We start from the raw sequence: 17,858 nt of genomic DNA, 5'->3' as shown, positions 1-17,858 counted from the left end.
TCGGCCGCAGTCGGAGTGGCGAGCAACCACACCGTCGTACCGGCTCGGCCGCAGTCGGAGTGGCGAGCAACCACACCGTCGTACCGGCTCGGCCGCAGTCGGAGTGGCGAGCAACCACACGACCACATCCCTGGCCGCAGACGGAATGGGGAGCAACCACCGCCGCCGTAGCGGGCCGACCGCATGGGAGCGATCAGGTGCGGAGGCGGTCGACCCACTCGTCAGCTGCCTTCGAAATCTGTCGCAGTACCTCGTCGAACCCGGCATCGGCACCGTAGTAAGGGTCCGGCACGTCGGCGTCAGCGAAGAGCGAGATCGGTACGTCGACGCGCCCGCGCGCCTGCCGCGTGAGTGCGGCCAGGTGGCCGGCGTCCATCGCGAGCACGAGGTCGCGCTCGTCGAACCAGGCGCGATCGAACTCCCGGGCCCGGTGCGCGCGACCGTCGTACCCGTGCCGTCGTAGAGCCGCCGCGGCGCGGGAGTCCATCGGGTCGCCTTCATGCCAGCCGCCCGTACCCGAGCTGGTCACGACGACGTCGGAGATCCCGGCCTCGGCGAGCTTGGCGCGCAGCACGACCTCACCGATGGGTGACCGGCAGATGTTGCCGGTGCACACCACCTCCACGTGCCGCAAGATCAGCCCAGTTCGAGTCAGCGCAGTTCCGCTTTGTCGGGCAGGACGGCGTTGATGATCATGCCGACGACGCTGATGATCAGGGCGCCGAAGAGCGCGGACCAGAAGCCGTCGACGTGGAACTGGACGTCGAGCTTGCCGGTGATCCACGAGGTGAGCGCCAGCATCGCCGCGTTGATGACGAAGGTCAGTAGCCCCAGCGTGAGGATCAGCAGCGGCAGCGAGACCAGCTTGACGACCGGCTTCACGATCGCGTTCACGATGCCGAAGATCGCCGCGACGATCAGCAGCGTGAGGATCTGCTTGCCCCTGGTTGCGCCCTCAAGGGTGATCCCGCCGACGAGCCAGGCGGCGATCGCCAGCGCGACCGCGTTGGCGAGCAGCCTGATGATCAGATTCTTCATGTCTTGATCCTTCCACCCACCGGGTTGCCGCACGCTCCGTACACGCCCTGACTCGACCCTGAAGTCTTGACACGAAAATGACCAGGTGATCAGATCAATTACGTGCCAGCCGTCATCCGCCGCAGCCTTCTCGACGACCTCGCAGCCTCGATGCTGGAGTTGATGGCCGATCGGAAGCTCGCCCCCGGCGACCCGTTCGAGTCGGTTCGTGCACTCGCCGCGCGGTTCCAGGTCGCCGTACCGACTGTGCGCGAAGCGCTGCGCCGGCTCGAGGCGACCGGTGCAGTGGTGCTCCGGCACGGTTCCGGTGTGTACGTCGGTCCTAACGTCGGAAGGCTCGTTCTGGCTAACCCACTCGCGCTCAAGCCGACAGCCGAGAGGCTGGTCGAGCTGGTGCAGGCGAGAGCACTGATCGAGCCACCGATCGCCGCACTGGCGGCGAGCATCCGCAGCGAAGCCGCACTGGTTCAGATGGAAGAGGACCTCACCAAAGCGGCCGAGCTGATCGCCGCTGGCGACCATGACCGGTTGGCCGAGGTCAACATGGACTTCCACCGCGCCCTGGCCCAGGCGTCCGGAAACGCGACGCTGGCCGAGGTGGTCGAGTCGGTGACTGTGGTGAACGTCCGTGAGCAGCTACAGATCCAGTTCATCCACGGTGACCGTGAGACCGACCTGGTCGAGCACCAGGCGATTCTGACCGCGGTCCGGGCCGGCGACGCCGTACGGGCTGAGCAGTTGACCCGGGCTCACCTGGAAGGCGTTCTGGAGGTACTCAATGCGGATCGTTGATATCCGGGCGACCACGGTGACGGTCCCGCTGGAAGCGCCGCTGCGGCACAGCAACGGCGCGCACTGGGGCCGGTTCGTCCGGACGGTGGTCGAGGTCGAGGCGGACAACGGCCTGATCGGCTTGGGCGAGCTAGGCGGTGGCGGGCAGAGTGCAGAGGACGCCATCACTGGGCTGAAGCCCTACCTGGTCGGCCATGACCCAGCGCGGACCGAAGCGTTGCGCTGGATGATCGCCAACCCCACCGCGAGTCTCTACAACAACCGCACGCAACTGCTGGCGGCGATTGAGTTCGCCTGTCTCGACCTGCAGGGCCGGGCGCTCGGCGTACCGGTGCATGAGCTCTTGGGTGGCAAGGTGCGCGACCGGGTGCCGTTTGCGAGCTACCTGTTCTTCAGGCACCCGAACGACGACGGTACGGGCGAGATCCGGACGGCTGACCAGTTGGTCGCCCACGCGCAACAGCTGGTCGATCAGCACGGCTTCAGTGTGCACAAGCTCAAAGGCGGCGTCTTCCCACCGGACTACGAGCGCGACTGCTTTCGCGCACTCGCCGAGGCGTTCCCGGGTCACCGAGTGCGCTTCGACCCGAACGGCGCGTTCAGTGTCGAGGAGGCGATCCGCTTCGCGCGCGGTATCGAGGACCTCGACAACGACTACCTGGAAGACCCGACCTGGGGTCTGAACGGCATGCGTCGCGTCCGCGCGAACACCCGGATTCCCTTGTCCACCAACACTGTTGTGGTGAACTTCGAGCAGCTCGCCGCCAACATCCTCAACCCTGCAGTCGATGTGATCCTGCTGGACACCACGTTCTGGGGTGGCATCCGCGCGTGTCTGAAGGCAGCTGGGGTCTGTGAGACCTTCCAGCTCGGCGTCGCAGTGCACTCGTCCGGCGAACTCGGCATCCAGCTGGCAACGATGCTGCAGCTGGGCGCCGTCGTACCGAATCTGGCGTTCGCCGCGGACGCGCACTACCACCACCTGCGCGACGACATCGTTGCCGGAGGCAAGCTCCCGTACGTCGACGGTGCCATCGCCGTCCCGGATGGACCAGGGCTCGGTGTCGAGCTCGACCGGGACAAGCTCGCCGAGTACGCCGAGCTCTATCGCGAGCTCGGCAACTACCCGTACGACCGGGACCCGGCGCGGCCGGATTGGTACCCGCTGCTCCCCAACACCGACTGGGCCTAGGTGGCGGGAGGTGTGGCGATGGCTTCGAGGAGGGACTCTTCGGCGCCGGCCAGGTGGCGGCGGAGCTCCTCGACGCACTCGTCGAGCTCGCCGCGTTCGAGTAGGCGGATCAGCTTGCGGTGTGAGGCGACCTGCTGGCGGGCGTCCTGGCGGAGCGCGTCCACCCGGGCCAGCGCGAGCCGGGCCTCACCTGTGATCGAGTCCTGGGTGGCGATCAGGCGCTCACTGCCAGTCAGGGCGACCAGGCTGCGGTGGATCGCCAGGTGCGTCTCGGTCATCGCCTCCGGGTCGGCGCCGTCCTGAGCGGTCGAGGCGAACGTCCGCATCGCTTTGCGGACCCGCTCCCGGGCCAGGTCGTCGGCGTCGAACCAGGCGCGGATCCCGGCCGACTCCAGCACGAACCGGGCCTTGCAGATGTCGGCCACCGCGGCCGGGTGCAGGATCGCGACGCTGACGCCCTTGTTCGGCTCGCGGATCGCCAGCCCCTCAGTCACCAGCATCGTCATCGCCTCGCGGACGGTACTGCGGGCGACCCCGAGCGCTTCGGCCAGCGGCTGCTCGCGCAACGGCGTACCGGGTTCGAGGTCACCGGCGAACAGCGCGGAGCGCAGCGCGTCGACCACCCGGTCCACGGTGGTCGAGCGGTCTACCCGCAGCCGTTCGTACATAGAAAGATTCTCTTCCAATCCGCCGCCGTTGTCGCGTGCGGCGCGGTGCCGGAGACAACCTGTGGATAACTCACGACACAATGACCTCGATCTGGGGGAAGATCTGCTGTGTAGTTGCCGCCCCGACACGCTGCGAGGAGAGCAGGATGGACAACAAAGCACCCATGATCCTCGGTGGCGTGCTGATGGTCGTCTTCCTGCCGATCATCATCGTGGTGGCCCTGATCATCGGCAGCCTGATGAGCCTGCCGGACGCGGAGGCGGCCGACTGCGGCGGCTCGAGCGGCGGTGAGGGCAAGGCGTTCTCCTGGCCGACCAGCCGCCAGGAGGTCGACGAGAAGTTCAGCGACAAGCACCAGGGGCTCGACTTCGACGTCGACGAGGAGACGCCGGTGGTCGCCGTCGACAGCGGCGAGGTGATCAAGGTCGCCGACAACCAGATCTGGATCCGGCACGAGAAGGCCGTCGAGTTCCACTACCAGTTCTTCCACACGATGTCGGTCAACGTCGGCGACAAGGTCACCCGCGGCCAGCAGATCGGTACGTCGGGGTCGGGTGACGAGGAGGACGGGCTCGACGGCGAGCACCTGCACTTCGAGCTCTGGATCGACCAGTCGGGTGACGGCAAGCTCGTCAACACCGACCCCAAGGAGGAGTCGTTCGGCGACGCCGCGGCGGCCTCCGGCGGTGGATCGTGCGGGTGCGGCGGCGGCCCGCTGGTCGGCAGCAACGAGCAGCAGCAGGCGTTCAACTACTTCGTCTCCAACGGCTACTCCAAGGAGCAGGCCGCCGGCATCGTCGGCAACATGATCCACGAGTCCGCGGTGAAGCCGATGCGGCTGCAGAACACCAGCGAGACCACCCAGACCAAGGCGCAGTCCGCGGAGGGCAGCTCGCTCGGCTGGGGCATCGTCCAGTGGACCCCGGCCGGCAAGCTGATCACGAACTCGCGCAACGCCGACGTTCCGTACGAGACGATCGAGACGCTCGCCTACCAGCTCGACTTCCTGCGTCGGCAGCTCATCGGTGAGACCCCCGCCAAGGAGGGTCCGGCCGGGGCGTCGCTGCGGCAGACCAAGACGCCTGAGGAGGCCGCCTTCGTCTTCGCCGACAAGTACGAGCGGTTCGGCGGACACGAGAACCCGAACGCGCCGACGTACGGGGAACGCAAGACCTCGGCGCGGAAGGTGTTCGAGCTGTACGGCGGAGGGACCGGCGTGCCGGGATCGGGCCCGGCCACCGCGTGTGCGGCGGGCAGCGGCAACATCGCCGCGGTCGCGATGAACCTGGCCTGGCCGACCGAGGGCCACAACGGCCTCGGCACGAACGCGTCGGACGCGACCGTCGCCAAGCCCGAGTACGTGGCGGCGATGAAGCAGTACAACGACCCCAACGGTGAGCGCGCCTACACCGACTGCGGGCGGTTCGTCGCGACTGTGATGCACATGAGCGGTGCGGACCCGAAGTTCCCGGAGGTGTCCACCGGAACGCAGTTCGACTACATGAAGAACTCCGGTAAGTACGATTCCTGGTTCGGAACACCACCGGGCGGGATGAAACCCGGCGACATCCTGAACGGCCCCGGCCACACCTACCTGTACGTCGGGCCGTGGGGTGCCGCGGGGCAGGGCTACGACTCGGCGTCCGCGTCGCTGTACGGCCACGTCCCCGAGGCCGGGCACCTGTACAAGGTCGGCGTCCAGTTCACGGTGTTCCGGTTGAAGAACGCGCCGCAACCGACCACGGAACCGAAGGCCTGAGGAGGAGCAGCAGATGGAAGACGAGAACCGGCGGCCGCTGTTGATCAGCGCTGTCGTGCTCGGGGTCGTCGTCGTACTGATCGGCGGCTTCCTGCTGTTCCGCGACAAGGGCGCGACGGTGAGCGTCACCTCGATCCCGAACGACCTCACCCTGTCCGTCGACGGTCAGCCGGTCGACGCCAACGGCGAGATCAAGGTGAAGTCCGGCACCCACACGCTGACCGGTGAGCGCCGCGGTTTCCAGACCTACTCGACGACGTTCCGGGCCGGCAGCGGCGACGAGCTCAAGGTCAAGATGTACCTGTACGCGAACAGCGCCGAGGGCCGGGAATGGGCCAAGAACAACCCGGAGCAGGAGCACGAGCTGGAGGCCGAGGCGGGTCGCCAGTACGACGAGGGCCAGCGGCGGCTGGTGCAGAAGTACCCGATCATCAAGCGGCTGCCGTATATCGGCCCCGGTTTCGAGGTGACCCGCACGACCTCGAAGTCCGACCCGAAGAACCCCGAGGCGATCTCGGTGACCGTCGACACCTGGACGGCGACCGGGAAGCAGCTGGCTCTGGAGTGGATCCAGGAGGACGGGACGGATCCCGCCACCCTGGACATCATCTACACGACCACGAGCACCAAATAGTCAGTCCGCCGCCGGCAGGTGCAGCTCGCCGCCGGGAGCGGCGACGGCGGTGAGCGGGAAGTCGAGCGGGTTGGTCAGGCAGCGGGCCGACCCACCGCCCTTGTGGAACTCGCTCAGATCGACCAGTACGACGCGCAGCCCGAGGCCGGTGAGGATCTCGTGCAGCCGTGGTGAGCACGCCGGCATGATGATCGTCTGGTTCACCACGAGCGAGTTGCCGCTGAAGGCGAAGGCCTCCTCGTCGGTGAGCACGATCGGGTCCGGCACGATCCCGGCCAGCTCGGCCTGGCTCGCGGCGTCGAAGGCCGGCGGGTAGATCATCGCGTGCGTACTGTCGACCGGGCAGAACGGCAGGTCGAGGTGGTACATCCCCTCGTGGGTGATCCGCAGCCCGCGGACCCGGATGTCCCACTGCGTCGCCAGTTGCTTGAGCGCGTCGGCCTCGGTGCGCGGGCCGTAGCCGACGACCAGGCCGTCGCCGAAGATGAACGCGTCCCCGGACTCGAAGTGCGGCCCGACGTCGTCGCTACCGGTCCGGCCGAGGTCGAACCCGTGGCCGACGAACCAGTCGGCCGCGGTCAGGGACTCCTTGCGGCGGGGCTCGAAACGCATGTGCGAGAGCATCGCCCGGCTGTCGGCCGTGGCCAGGCCGAGATTCATCGCGTAGACCATGTCGGGGGAGTCCGGCCGCTGGGCCAGCACCTCGACCTCGCCGCCGGCGTCGACGATCGCCTGCCGCAGCGCGTCCCACTGCTTGAGCGTGAGCTCGGGGTCGGGCTGGTCCTGCGTCGACATGTACGGATTGATCACGTAGTCGATCCGGAAATGGTCCGGACGAACCATCAGATAGCGGCGACCCCACTCCAGCGGCTGACCCATGATCCCCTCCAGGATTTCCTGATTGTCCGACAATCAGTCAGTGTGCAGCCAACTTTCCGTCCGCGCAACACAGCTCGGCAGGGCGCATGTCACACCGCCCGGCAGGGTCTGGCCGGAGCGTGGTGTCAGGACTAACCTGCGGCTATGACTCCTGACCAAGGACTCCCCCCGGGCGTGCGCTTCCGCGGTTGTCTGGACGATGTCGCGGCTTACAAGCCCGGTCGTCCGCCTGCGGCCTCCGACGGCAAACCGTCGTACAAGTTGTCCAGTAACGAGAACCCGTACCCTCCGCTGCCCGGCGTGCTCGCCGCGGCGACCGACGCCGCCCAGCACATGAACCGCTACCCGGACATGGGTGCGGGCGAGCTGCTGGAGACGCTGTCGGAGCGGTTCAAGGTGCCGGTCGACGACTTCGCCATCGCGACCGGATCCGTGGCGCTGCTCTACCACCTGCTCCAGGCGGCGGTCACCCATGGTGACGAGGTCGTCTACGCCTGGCGCTCGTTCGAGGCGTACCCGATCGCGGTCCAGCTGACCGGCGCGACGTCCGTCCAGGTCCCGCTGACCGAGGACGCCCGGCACGACTTCAAGGCGATGGAGGCGGCGATCACCGACCGGACGAAGGTCGTCCTGGTCTGTACGCCGAACAATCCGACCGGACCGGTGGTGCACCGCGACGAGCTGCTCGCGTTCGTCGAGGCGGTGCCGTCCAACGTGCTGATCGTGCTGGACGAGGCGTACCGGGAGTTCGTCCGGGACCCGGAGGTCGTGGACGGGGTCGAGGTCTACCGCGATCACCCCAACGTCGTCGTACTGCGGACGTTCTCGAAGGCCTACGGCCTGGCCGGCTTCCGGATCGGGTACGCGATCGGTCATCAGCCGGTGGTCACCGCGATTCGCAAGTGTGCGCTGCCGTTCGGCGTCAGCTACGTCGCGCAGGCTGCCGCCCTCGCCTCGCTGCAGGCTGAGGACGAGTTGCTCGCCCGGGTCGAGGACCTGGTCACCGAGCGGACTCGCGTGGTTGAGGCGCTGCGCGCCGCGGGCTGGCGGGTGCCGGACACCCAGACGAACTTCGTCTGGCTGGATCTGGGCGAGGCGACGCTGGACTTCACTGCCGCCGTGCAGGCCGAGGGCGTGTCGATCCGCCCGTTCCCGGGCGAGGGTGTCCGGGTCAGCATCGGTGAGCGCGAGGCGAACGACCTGTTCCTCAAGGTCGCCTGCAGCTGGAAGTAGGCAAAAAGAAACCGGCCCTCGCTGGGACGAGAGCCGGGAAAGAAAGTGCGGCGCCGGGAGGAGTGAGGCTTTCTCCCGGCGCCGCCGATACTGCTGACCGAATCAGTCACCCCACCGAGGGGACTCGCTCGGGTCCTGCATCACTGACCAGGGAGAGGTCAGTTGTTCTGCGACGTGGCCTGCTCGCAGGTCTTCAGCGAGTCGATGGCGTTGTCGTTGTTGTCGAAGCCCAGGATGCCGGCGATGGTGCCGATCGGGACAGCGCCGCCGATGACCGAGCCCGCAACGTCGTTGTGGCACACCTGGAACGGGCCGACGCGGTTGTCGCTCACCGAGACCAGGTCGTCGTTGCCGACGCGGTACCACTTGCTGTTGTCCTGCTTGGTGCCCTGCTCGCAGGTCTTGACAGCGGTGACCGAGTTGTTGTTGTTGTCCCAGCCGACGATGGCCAGGACGTCCTCGGCGTTCACGGCGCCGCCGATGCCGGCCACGGAACCGGTGTTGTGGCAGGCCTGGAACGGGCCGACACGGTTGCCGTCGATGCCGACGAGGCCGCCGTCCTTCTTCACGAAGGCCCAGTGCTTGCCGCCGCCGTTGGCGTAGCCCTTGGAGACCGACGAGGCCTGGTTGGCCAGGTCCGTGGCCTGCGTGGTGCCGTCGAGCATGTTGGCGCTGACGACAGTTGCCAGGCCGAGGGTGGCGACAGTCGCCACGGCCGCGGCGGCGGCGATCTTACGAGTTACCTGCATTGTGCCAGGTTTCCTTTCGGGTATGACGGGATCGTCTTAGTTGGTAACGACACCTGGCCCGGCCGGTTACAAACTTTTTTGTCAGCTATTGACACCACGCCTGAAATAGCCCCGAAGCCCATAGCCGACCGGTGATGAGTTCCTTGACGAGACAGGTAACCCGCCTCTGACCAGGCAACTTGTGAGAGATTGTCGGGTCCCGAGACTGTGCGGAAGTTGTATCGGGGCCGGCCGTAACCGGCTCATGTCTTCGTCGTTGAGTCAGCGCGGGTGACGGAAACATTCGGTGATTCGGAAGATTGTTGTCGATGGGCTCGGTGGCCGTCGAACCGGCAATACCACGATGAATCGGAATCGTCGGAACCATTGCCGGAGTTTCGCGCCGTGTTTTTTTCGGGGCAGGGCGCGCCGACCCGGCACTTTGGCCCGCTGCCGCGCGCATCGGCAGCGGTGGGAGACCCGGGTCCTCTAGGGGGCCCGGGTTCTTCCTTTCTGACGATCCGGCTACTTGGCCTTACTGCTTGCCCTGGGTCGGCGTTCGGCCGTGACTACCAGGGCGACCCCGCAGATGATCACCGCGCCGCCGGCCAGGATCTCCCAGGTCAGCGGTTCGCTCAGGATCAGCCAGCCGAGCAGTACGGCGACCGCCGGGTTCACGTACGCGTAGGTCCCGATCAGCGAGATCGGCGCGTTCGCGAGCAGGTACGAGTACGCCGAATAGGCCAGCAGGGACCCGAAGAGCACCAGATAGCCGAGCGCGATCCAGCCGCTGCCGTGGATCCGGTCGAGGTGGAGACGCCCGGGTTCGCCGCGGACGACGCCGAGCACGACCATCGCCGTACCGCCGAACAGCATCTCGTAGAGCGCCGTCACCAGCGGATCTTTCGGCAGGCCGAGTCGCGGCGAGAAGCGCGAGCCGGTCGCCCACGAGATCGTGCCGAGCACGATGAGCGCGATCGACAGCGGCTTGGCGCTCGTGTCACCGCCGGACAACGCCAGTACGGCGACGCCCGCGAAGCCGATCAGGACGCCGAGCCAGGTCAGGGCGCGCGGGCGTTCACCACCGCCGACCCGGAGCGCCATCAGCCAAAGGGGTGTCGCGGCAACCAGTAGTGCGGCCAGTCCGGAGGGCACTGTCTGTTCGGCGATCGCGACCGCGCCGTTGCCGAAGGCAAGTAAGAGGAGGCCGACGACGGCGGCACCGAACGCCTCGCGGCGGGTGATCCGGAGCCGGCGCCAGCCGGACTTGAGCCCGAGGATCAGTGCCAGGAGCGTGCCGGCCACCAGGAAGCGGCCCGCCATGCTCAGCATCGGTGGCATCTCGGCCTCGACCACGACCCGGATCGCCAGGTAGGTCGAGCCCCAGACGACGTACACGATCGCGAGCGCCGACCAGATCATCGCGCTGGACGCTGTCCGGTCACCGGTCGCGGACGGGGCTACCGGAGCGGGAGCGGCCATGGGGTGTACCTCCGGGAGCGTCAGGGGCGTCAGGGGCGTTAAGCAAAGACGATACTTACGCTAGAGGTGCCCGGCGAGGAGTTCAAGAAGGTTTCCTGCCAGGGGCAAGGGTTTTCCTGCCAGGGGTCAACTACTGGGTGGCGCATGTCACACCGGGCGGCTCGCCGCTCACGCGCGGTGCGGGCAGGCGAAAAACCTGACCAGTGGGTGGACTGGTGTCTCGTGTCGAGACCGATTTCGGTACCGGCGTACCCGCGAGCGTCCAGACTGTTAGCGCATCAGGCAACTGCTCGGTACGGTGTGCCGCAAGTGGTGTGCATCAACCCCTGGATCCATGCGGTCCTGCCTGCGAAGCCTCACCCGGCGGAAAGGCCGGGCCCGTGCAACGTTGCGGTCGCGGCGATCCCGCGCTCGAACCCGAGGAGTGCATGTTGAGTGAGTCTGTCCCGGGGACTCCCCCGGAAGTGTTCGCACCCGTCGAGGTGCCGGTCAGTCCTTCCCAGCCTCCCGAAGAGGTCGAGTTCGTCCAGCTCCTGACGCCCGAAGGTGAGCGCGTCGAGAATCCGGACTACTCCTTCGAGCTCGACGACGAGGCGATCAAGGGGTTCTACCGGGACATGACCGTGGTCCGCCGGATCGACTCCGAGGCGACCGCCCTGCAGCGTCAGGGTGAGCTCGGCCTGTGGGCGTCGCTGCTCGGCCAGGAGGCCGCGCAGATCGGTTCCGGCCGCGCGCTGAACAAGAAGGACATGGTCTTCCCGACCTACCGTGAGCACGGTGTGGCCTTCTGTCAGGGCGTCAACCCACTGAACCTGCTCGGTCTGTTCCGCGGTGTCGACCAGGGCGCCTGGGACCCGAAGGACAACAACTTCGCGCTGTACACGATCGTCATCGGCGCCCAGACGCTGCACGCGACCGGGTACGCGATGGGTCAGCAGCGCGACCACGCTGTCGGGGACGCCGACACCGGCGAGGCGACGATCGCGTACTTCGGCGACGGCGCCAGCAGCCAGGGCGACGTGAACGAGGCCTTCATCTACGCCTCCGTGTTCAACGCGCCCGTCGTCTTCTTCTGCCAGAACAACCAGTGGGCGATCTCGGAGCCGATCGAACGGCAGTCCCGGATCCCGCTGTACCAGCGCGCCGCCGGGTTCGGTTTCCCCGGTGTCCGGGTCGACGGCAACGACGTACTGGCGACTTATGCGGTCACCCAGCAGGCGCTGAAGCGCGCTCGCGAGGGCAGCGGGCCGACGCTGATCGAGGCGTACACGTACCGGATGGGTGCGCACACCACCTCCGACGACCCGACGAAGTACCGGCTGTCCGAAGACCTCGAGCACTGGAAGCTCAAGGACCCGATCGAGCGGGTGCACGCCTACCTGACCCGGCACGCGGGCGTTGAGCACGACTTCTTCGAAGAGGTCGAGGCCGAGGCGGACAAGGTCGCGGCCGAGCTCCGGGCCGGCTGCCTCGCGCTGCCGGATCCGCAGATGACCGACTTCTTCCAGCACGTGTACGTCGAGGAGACGCCGCAGCTGGCCCAGCAGCGTGACCAGTACGCCGCCTACGCGGCGTCGTTCGAAGGGGAGGGCTGAGCGATGGCGAAGACCACTCTCGGCAAGGCCATCAACGCCGGTCTGCGGGCCGCGATGGAGGCCGACCCCAAGGTCATCATGATGGGCGAGGACATCGGCAAGCTCGGTGGGGTTTTCCGGATTACCGAGGGACTGCAGAAGGACTTCGGCGAGGACCGCGTCATCGACACCCCGCTGGCCGAGTCCGGCATCATCGGGACCGCGGTCGGGCTCGCGATGCGCGGGTACCGGCCGGTCTGTGAGATCCAGTTCGACGGGTTCGTCTTCCCGGCGTACGACCAGATCATCAACCAGGTCGCGAAGATGCACTACCGGTCGGCCGGCAAGATCAAGATGCCCGTCGTGATCCGGATCCCGTACGGCGGTGGCATCGGCGCGGTCGAGCACCACTCGGAGTCACCCGAGACGCTGTTCGCGCATGTGAACGGCCTCAAGGTGGTGACGGCCGGCGACCCGGTCGACGCCTACTGGATGATCCAGCAGGCGATCGCCTCCGACGACCCGGTGATCTTCTTCGAGCCGAAGCGGCGCTATCACGAGAAGGCGGAGCTGGACGAGTCCGTCCCGCCGGCGCTCAAGCTGCACCAGGCGAAGGTGCTCCGCGAGGGCACCGACGCCACCCTGTTCTGCTACGGCCCGATGGTGAAGACCTGCCTGCAGGCCGCCGAGGCCGCGGCCGAGGACGGACGCAACCTCGAGGTCGTCGACCTGCGGACCATCTCGCCGTTCGACCTGGAGACGATCTTCGCCTCCGTGAAGAAGACCCGGCGGGCGGTCGTGGTGCACGAGGCCACGCTCTCGTTCGGCCCGGGTTCGGAGATCGCCGCGCGCGTGACCGAGGAGTGCTTCTACCACCTGGAGGCGCCGGTCCTGCGCGTCACCGGGTACGACACCCCCTACCCGCCGTCGCGGATGGAGGAGGAGTACCTGCCGGACCTGGACCGCGTCCTGGACGGTATCGATCGGGTGATGGGGTACTGATGGCCATTCAGCGCTTCAACCTCCCCGACGTCGGTGAGGGCCTCGTCGAGGCCGAGATCGTCAGCTGGAAGGTCAAGCCCGGCGACACCGTCAAGCTCAACGACACCATCGTCGAGATCGAGACCGCGAAGTCCCTGGTCGAGCTCCCGGTCCCGTTCGCCGGCACCGTGCACGAGCTGCTGGTGCCCGAGGGTGAGACGGTCGACGTCGGTACGCCGATCATCGCCGTACTGACTGATGCACCCGAACCGGCCGCCGCGCCGGATGAGCCGGCCGATGGCGGTCGCACCGCCGTACTGGTCGGCTATGGTCCGCGGACCACCGAAGCCAAGCGCCGGGCCCGTAAGCCCAGTGGCTCTGCGGCACCGGCACCCGTCGTACCGGCGCCTGTTGTTGTCGCTGCGCCTGCACCGGTTGTCGAACCTGCGCCGGTTGTTGCTCATGGCAATCATGTGTTGGCCAAGCCGCCGGTGCGGAAGCTGGCCAAGGACCTGGGGATCGACCTCGCGACGGTGACCGCGACCGGACCTGGTGGTGTGATCACTCGGGCCGACGTCGAAGGGTTTACGGCCGCTCCGCTGGCGGCAGCACCGACGTACCAGCCTGTTGCCAGTGGGCTTGGGGACAGCCGCGTGCCGGTCAAGGGCGTGCAGAAGGTGATGGCGCAGGCGATGGTGGCCAGCGCTTTCACGGCACCGCATGTGACCGAGTGGATCACTGTCGATGTCAGCGCCACCATGGAGCTGGTCGACAGACTCAAGGCAGACAAGGCGTTCCGCGACCTGCGGGTATCGCCGTTGCTGATCGTCGCGAAGGCGGTCACGCTGGCAGCCCGCCGGACGCCGATCATCAACGCGGTGCTCGACGAGCAGGCTCAGGAGATCGTCTACAAGGGTGCGGTCAACCTCGGTATCGCCGCGGCCACCCCGCGTGGGCTGATCGTTCCGAACATCAAGAACGCCGAATCGCTCACCCTGCCTGAGCTGTGCGCCGCCCTGGGCAACCTGGTCGCCACGGCCCGCGAAGGCAAGACGGCACCGGCCGACCAGGCCGGCGGTACCTTCACCATCACCAACGTCGGTGTCTTCGGCGTCGACGCTGGTACGCCGATCATCAACCCCGGTGAATCCGCGATCCTCGCCTTCGGTGCCGTCCGCAAACAGCCCTGGGTCGTCAACGACGAGATCGTCCCGCGCTGGATCACCACCCTGGCGCTCTCCTTCGACCACCGCCTCATCGACGGCGAGAAGGGTTCCACCTTCCTCGCCGACGTAGCCGGACTCCTCGAGGACCCCGCCCGCGCCCTGATGTTCTGAAGGACCCCCGCCTTCGGCGCGACCGCCCCGTGCGGTCGCGCCGTAGTCGTGAATGCCCAGAGTTCCGGCCGCCGACCTCCATCTGATGGGTTGACCCACGCCGTTGTGGGTTCTGCACCCGCATGCGGGTCCAGAACCCACAACCTCATGGGGGAACCCACGAGATGGTGCTCGATGCGGCGGTGGTGCGCGACGGCGACTGGCGGTTCGGCTTGCGGGGAAGGGTTTGCTTCCCGATCGGGACGGTTGCCCCGAGCAACGCCGAATCGTGCGTCCGGAATTGCTAGCTTCGCCCTCGACTGGTTGTTCTTCGAGGGAGACCTGTGATGCGTACCCGGCTCGCCACCACCGGCGCGACCGCACTGCTGGCCGGCGTACTGGCCCTGACCGCCGCCGGTTGCGGCGGAAGCGACGACCCGAAGGCCGTCTCCACTCCGGCCGGGCAGCCGTCCTCCGACCCTGGTACGCCGACGACCGGCGCCGGCTCCGCCGAAGGCGACCTGCCCGACCCGTGCAAGGGCTGGACCGAGGCCGACGTCACCACCCTGACCGGGCTGAAGATCGCCCCGGACGCCGACGGTGCGCGCGGCGGCCCCGAGCCGTACCAGCCCGGCGACAGTCAGCGCGCGTGCATCTGGGGTGTCGACGGTGGTCACTTCCTGATCGGGACCCAGCGCACCAAGGCCGACGAGTTCTCGGGGCCCGGCGGCGATTCCGAGATCGTCGACGGGATCGGCGACCAGGCCTACTTCATCAAGTCCAACAACGAGCTGCATGTCCGCAAGGACGACCTCGAGATCGTGGTCAGCTTCACCAAGGACGAGAGCGAGTCCGGTGACGTGACCCTCATCCCCGTCCAGAAGACGATCGCCACCAAGATCCTCGAGACCGCCGCTGCTTGAGGGGACTATGACCTGTCCAATAGGGCTGGGAAAGCGATGTCCGGAGGGTGACAACGTCGCCACTTGGCGTGTTGGTGTCAGCGGCATTTCCGCGCCTTGCCGGAGAAAATGCGCGGGCATAGTGTCCGTCCGCACGCTCCATCGGATGTGAATGGAAGGGGAGGGGCAGTACGTCGGGTGGGGAGCCGGAGCGTTCCAGGCGGAGTTGGTGCAACCGTCTGCAGGCCCGGCGTTGCGCGATCCGCCCAGCACCATTTCGCGAAGGGACCACACCGATGGTCTTGTTTCAGCGTTCCCGTAAGCCCGCCACCGCTCTCGCGATCCTCGGCCTCTCAGTAGCTACCGCTGCTGCGCTGGGGACCACGGCCTCCAGTGCCGTGCCGAGTGCGGCACCCCCGCCAAGGCCGTCACAGGCCCAGTCGAAGACGTTCGCGGCCCAGTCCGCGTCGTCGCTGGTGGCGGATCGTTTCGCCGGACTGCATGCCGGCAAGAGCGACACCTTTGTCCCCAAGCCAGTCATCTCGGATCCGTCCGGACTGCAGTACGTCCCGTACGAGCGCACGTTCAAGGGCCTGCCGGTCATCGGCGGTGACTTCGTCGTTGTCACCGACGCGCAAGGCGCCGTCAAGGCCACCTCCGTCGCACAGACCACAGCGATTCCCGAACTCGCGACGAAGTCCGGCATCAGCGCGGCCACCGCCAAGGCGACCGCGACCAAGCAACTCAAGGTCGTCACCTCCAGCACCACCCCGACGCTTGCCGTCTATGCCCTCAGCGGTACGCCGCGGCTGGCCTGGCAGTCTCGCGTCAGCGGCAGCAACGGCGAGGAGCCGTCGAGCCTTTCCGTGTACGTCGATGCTGTCAGCGGCAAGGTGCTCGGTACCAAGGAGCACGTGATGGCCGGCACCGGCACCGGCGCCTACAGCGGGCCTGCCCCGCTGCCCCTGGCGACGACGCAGTCCGGCAGCACCTTCACCATGAAGGACCCGGTCACCACCAACCTGGCCTGCCAGGACGCGGCGAACAACACGACCTTCAGCGGCCCGGACGACGTCTGGGGCAACGGGGTCGGGACCAGCCGGGAGACGGGCTGTGTCGACGCGCTCTTCGCCGCGCAGACCGAGAAGAAGATGCTCACCGACTGGCTCGGCCGTAACGGCATGGACGGCGCCGGCGGCGCCTGGCCGATCCGCGTCGGCCTGAACGACCAGAACGCGTACTACGACGGTTCGCAGGTCCAGATCGGCAAGAACACCGCCGGCGCCTGGATCGGTTCGATCGACGTCCTGGCGCACGAGATGGGCCACGGCATCGACGACCACACCCCGGGTGGTATCTCGGGATCGGGAACGCAGGAGTTCGTCGCCGACACGTTCGGCGCGGCCACCGAGTTCTACAGCAACCAGGGCGCGTCGTACGACCCGCCGGACTTCCTGGTCGGCGAAGAGGTCAACCTGGTCGGCAGCGGCCCGATCCGGAACATGTACGACCCGTCGCAGCTCGGCGACCCGAACTGCTACTCGAGCTCGATCCCGGGCACCGAGGTGCACGCGGCGGCCGGACCCGGCAACCACTGGTTCACCATGCTGTCCCAGGGCAGTGGCGGTAACCCGAACGTGCCGACCTGCAACAGCTCGACGGTGACCGGTCTGGGTATCCAGAAGGCCATCAAGATCATGTACAACGCGATGCTGATGAAGACGAGCAGCAGCTCGTACCTGAAGTACCGCACCTGGACGCTGACCGCGGCCAAGAACCTGTTCCCGGGCAGCTGCACCGAGTTCAACACCGTCAAGGCGGCGTGGGACGCGGTGAGTGTTCCGGCGCAGAGCGCTGACCCGACCTGCAGCACCAGTGGTGGCGTCACCGTCGGCAACCCGGGCAACAAGTCCGGCGTCGTCGGTACGGCGATCGCGTCGTTCACGCTGTCGGCCACCGGCGGCACCGCGCCGTACACCTGGTCGGCCACCGGCCTCCCGGGTGGCGTCACGATCGGCTCCTCGACCGGCACCATCTCCGGTACGCCGACCGCCGCAGGCACCTTCAACGTCACCGCCACGGCGACCGCGAGTGCCGGTGGATCCGGTAGCACCTCCTTCACCTTCACCATCACCGGTGGCGGCGGGGGCTGCTCCGGCCAGGTGATCGGCAACCCGGGCTTCGAGTCCGCCACTGCGGCACCGTGGACGGCCTCGGCCGGGGTGATCGGCTCCGACGCCGGTCAACCGACTCACGGTGGGACGAAGAACGCCTGGCTCGATGGCTATGGAACGACTCACACCGACACGCTGAGCCAGTCCGTCACCATCCCGGCCGGCTGCCACGGCACCCTGTCCTTCTACCTGCACATCGACTCGGCTGAGACCACCACCACGGTCCAGTACGACAAGCTGACGGTGAAGGCGGGCGCCACCACGCTGGCCACGTACTCCAACCTCAACAAGGCCACGGGCTACACCCTGCGGTCCTTCGACGTCTCGTCCCTCGCGGGCACGACGTCGACCATCACCTTCACCGGTACCGAAGACAGCTCCCTGCAGACGTCGTTCGTCGTTGACGACACGGCCCTCAACCTGAGCTGACCTGCCTGCGAGGCCCCGGTAACCATCTGGTTGGTTACCGGGGCCTCGCCTTGTCCACAAGCTGCTGAAGACCATT

The 17,858-nt window shown here is 67.3% G+C and carries 16 protein-coding genes; 10 read left to right on the top strand and 6 right to left on the bottom strand.

From position 1 onward, the window contains the following. Positions 1-193: 193 nt before the first annotated feature. Both ACFVWG_RS15320 and ACFVWG_RS15315 read right to left on the bottom strand, forming a co-directional pair. Entirely contained in the window at positions 194-625 is a 432-nt protein-coding gene (locus ACFVWG_RS15320) for a low molecular weight protein-tyrosine-phosphatase (RefSeq protein WP_391543909.1), read from the bottom strand. Positions 626-651: 26 nt separating this feature from the next. Beyond that, positions 652-1,038: a phage holin family protein gene (locus ACFVWG_RS15315; protein WP_391543908.1), complete on the bottom strand. Its 387-nt coding sequence runs from the start codon at positions 1,036-1,038 to the stop codon at positions 652-654. A 102-nt stretch (positions 1,039-1,140) separates the two neighbouring features. Here ACFVWG_RS15315 and ACFVWG_RS15310 point away from each other — a divergent pair, with 102 nt between their 5' ends. Both ACFVWG_RS15310 and ACFVWG_RS15305 read left to right on the top strand, forming a co-directional pair. Beyond that, positions 1,141-1,830 carry a FadR/GntR family transcriptional regulator gene (locus ACFVWG_RS15310; protein ID WP_391543907.1) on the top strand — a complete coding sequence of 230 codons (690 nt, stop codon included), beginning with the start codon at positions 1,141-1,143 and terminating at the stop codon, positions 1,828-1,830. Continuing rightward, positions 1,817-3,022, top strand: coding sequence for an enolase C-terminal domain-like protein (locus ACFVWG_RS15305; protein ID WP_391543906.1), 1,206 nt, complete (start codon positions 1,817-1,819; stop codon positions 3,020-3,022). The genes ACFVWG_RS15310 and ACFVWG_RS15305 overlap by 14 nt, the downstream gene beginning before the upstream one ends. Here the strand turns inward: ACFVWG_RS15305 and ACFVWG_RS15300 are convergent. Beyond that, entirely contained in the window at positions 3,019-3,690 is a 672-nt protein-coding gene (locus ACFVWG_RS15300) for a GntR family transcriptional regulator (protein WP_391543905.1), read from the bottom strand. The two genes, ACFVWG_RS15305 and ACFVWG_RS15300, sit on opposite strands and share 4 nt — an antisense overlap. Before the next feature lie 146 nt (positions 3,691-3,836). Between ACFVWG_RS15300 and ACFVWG_RS15295 the strand changes: the two genes are divergently transcribed. Further along, positions 3,837-5,450: a phage tail tip lysozyme gene (locus ACFVWG_RS15295; RefSeq protein WP_391543904.1), complete on the top strand. Its 1,614-nt coding sequence runs from the start codon at positions 3,837-3,839 to the stop codon at positions 5,448-5,450. Positions 5,451-5,463: 13 nt separating this feature from the next. Beyond that, positions 5,464-6,084: a PEGA domain-containing protein gene (locus ACFVWG_RS15290; RefSeq protein ID WP_391543903.1), complete on the top strand. Its 621-nt coding sequence runs from the start codon at positions 5,464-5,466 to the stop codon at positions 6,082-6,084. Here ACFVWG_RS15290 and ACFVWG_RS15285 read toward each other — a convergent pair whose 3' ends face one another. Then, positions 6,085-6,996, bottom strand: a complete 912-nt coding sequence (locus ACFVWG_RS15285; protein WP_391543902.1) for a dimethylarginine dimethylaminohydrolase family protein — start codon at positions 6,994-6,996, stop codon at positions 6,085-6,087. A 111-nt stretch (positions 6,997-7,107) separates the two neighbouring features. Between ACFVWG_RS15285 and hisC the strand changes: the two genes are divergently transcribed. Continuing rightward, the gene (gene hisC, locus ACFVWG_RS15280; protein ID WP_391543901.1) at positions 7,108-8,196 is read left to right on the top strand and encodes a histidinol-phosphate transaminase; all 1,089 of its coding nucleotides are present in this window, start codon (positions 7,108-7,110) and stop codon (positions 8,194-8,196) included. A 158-nt stretch (positions 8,197-8,354) separates the two neighbouring features. On the opposite strand, the gene ACFVWG_RS15275 is transcribed toward hisC, so the two are convergent. Both ACFVWG_RS15275 and ACFVWG_RS15270 read right to left on the bottom strand, forming a co-directional pair. Continuing rightward, positions 8,355-8,945 (bottom strand): hypothetical protein, encoded by a 591-nt coding sequence (locus ACFVWG_RS15275; protein ID WP_391543900.1) that lies wholly within the window; start codon positions 8,943-8,945, stop codon positions 8,355-8,357. Positions 8,946-9,449: 504 nt separating this feature from the next. Beyond that, positions 9,450-10,406, bottom strand: coding sequence for an EamA family transporter (locus ACFVWG_RS15270; RefSeq protein WP_391543899.1), 957 nt, complete (start codon positions 10,404-10,406; stop codon positions 9,450-9,452). A gap of 431 nt (positions 10,407-10,837) precedes the next feature. Between ACFVWG_RS15270 and pdhA the strand changes: the two genes are divergently transcribed. The 5 genes from pdhA (at position 10,838) to ACFVWG_RS15245 (ending at position 17,782) form a co-directional block, all read left to right on the top strand. Continuing rightward, on the top strand, positions 10,838-12,001 hold the full coding sequence (pdhA, locus tag ACFVWG_RS15265; protein WP_391543898.1) for a pyruvate dehydrogenase (acetyl-transferring) E1 component subunit alpha: 1,164 nt from the start codon (positions 10,838-10,840) through the stop codon (positions 11,999-12,001). A 3-nt stretch (positions 12,002-12,004) separates the two neighbouring features. After that, positions 12,005-12,982, top strand: coding sequence for an alpha-ketoacid dehydrogenase subunit beta (locus ACFVWG_RS15260; RefSeq protein WP_391543897.1), 978 nt, complete (start codon positions 12,005-12,007; stop codon positions 12,980-12,982). Beyond that, positions 12,982-14,298 carry a dihydrolipoamide acetyltransferase family protein gene (locus tag ACFVWG_RS15255; RefSeq protein WP_391543896.1) on the top strand — a complete coding sequence of 439 codons (1,317 nt, stop codon included), beginning with the start codon at positions 12,982-12,984 and terminating at the stop codon, positions 14,296-14,298. The genes ACFVWG_RS15260 and ACFVWG_RS15255 overlap by 1 nt, the downstream gene beginning before the upstream one ends. Positions 14,299-14,624: 326 nt before the next feature. After that, positions 14,625-15,200, top strand: a complete 576-nt coding sequence (locus ACFVWG_RS15250) for a hypothetical protein (protein WP_391543895.1) — start codon at positions 14,625-14,627, stop codon at positions 15,198-15,200. A 275-nt stretch (positions 15,201-15,475) separates the two neighbouring features. Then, positions 15,476-17,782: a M4 family metallopeptidase gene (locus tag ACFVWG_RS15245; protein WP_391543894.1), complete on the top strand. Its 2,307-nt coding sequence runs from the start codon at positions 15,476-15,478 to the stop codon at positions 17,780-17,782. Positions 17,783-17,858: the final 76 nt, after the last annotated feature.

The organism is Kribbella sp. NPDC058245 (genome assembly GCF_042882005.1).
Classification (GTDB): Bacteria; Actinomycetota; Actinomycetes; order Propionibacteriales; family Kribbellaceae; genus Kribbella.
Note: the sequence above shows the minus strand (reverse complement) of the source record. Positions and strands in the feature narration are given on the sequence as shown.

What these genes read in the sequence shown, in the direction of transcription:
- ACFVWG_RS15295 (WP_391543904.1), top strand. Translation starts at nt 3,837, where the DNA reads ATGGACAACAAAGCACCCATGATCCTCGGTGGCGTGCTGATGGTCGTC.
- hisC (WP_391543901.1), top strand. Translation starts at nt 7,108, where the DNA reads ATGACTCCTGACCAAGGACTCCCCCCGGGCGTGCGCTTCCGCGGTTGT.
- ACFVWG_RS15305 (WP_391543906.1), top strand. Translation starts at nt 1,817, where the DNA reads ATGCGGATCGTTGATATCCGGGCGACCACGGTGACGGTCCCGCTGGAA.
- ACFVWG_RS15290 (WP_391543903.1), top strand. Translation starts at nt 5,464, where the DNA reads ATGGAAGACGAGAACCGGCGGCCGCTGTTGATCAGCGCTGTCGTGCTC.
- ACFVWG_RS15250 (WP_391543895.1), top strand. Translation starts at nt 14,625, where the DNA reads ATGCGTACCCGGCTCGCCACCACCGGCGCGACCGCACTGCTGGCCGGC.
- ACFVWG_RS15255 (WP_391543896.1), top strand. Translation starts at nt 12,982, where the DNA reads ATGGCCATTCAGCGCTTCAACCTCCCCGACGTCGGTGAGGGCCTCGTC.
- ACFVWG_RS15245 (WP_391543894.1), top strand. Translation starts at nt 15,476, where the DNA reads ATGGTCTTGTTTCAGCGTTCCCGTAAGCCCGCCACCGCTCTCGCGATC.
- ACFVWG_RS15260 (WP_391543897.1), top strand. Translation starts at nt 12,005, where the DNA reads ATGGCGAAGACCACTCTCGGCAAGGCCATCAACGCCGGTCTGCGGGCC.
- ACFVWG_RS15275 (WP_391543900.1), bottom strand. Translation starts at nt 8,945, where the DNA reads ATGCAGGTAACTCGTAAGATCGCCGCCGCCGCGGCCGTGGCGACTGTC.
- ACFVWG_RS15270 (WP_391543899.1), bottom strand. Translation starts at nt 10,406, where the DNA reads ATGGCCGCTCCCGCTCCGGTAGCCCCGTCCGCGACCGGTGACCGGACA.
- ACFVWG_RS15300 (WP_391543905.1), bottom strand. Translation starts at nt 3,690, where the DNA reads ATGTACGAACGGCTGCGGGTAGACCGCTCGACCACCGTGGACCGGGTG.
- ACFVWG_RS15315 (WP_391543908.1), bottom strand. Translation starts at nt 1,038, where the DNA reads ATGAAGAATCTGATCATCAGGCTGCTCGCCAACGCGGTCGCGCTGGCG.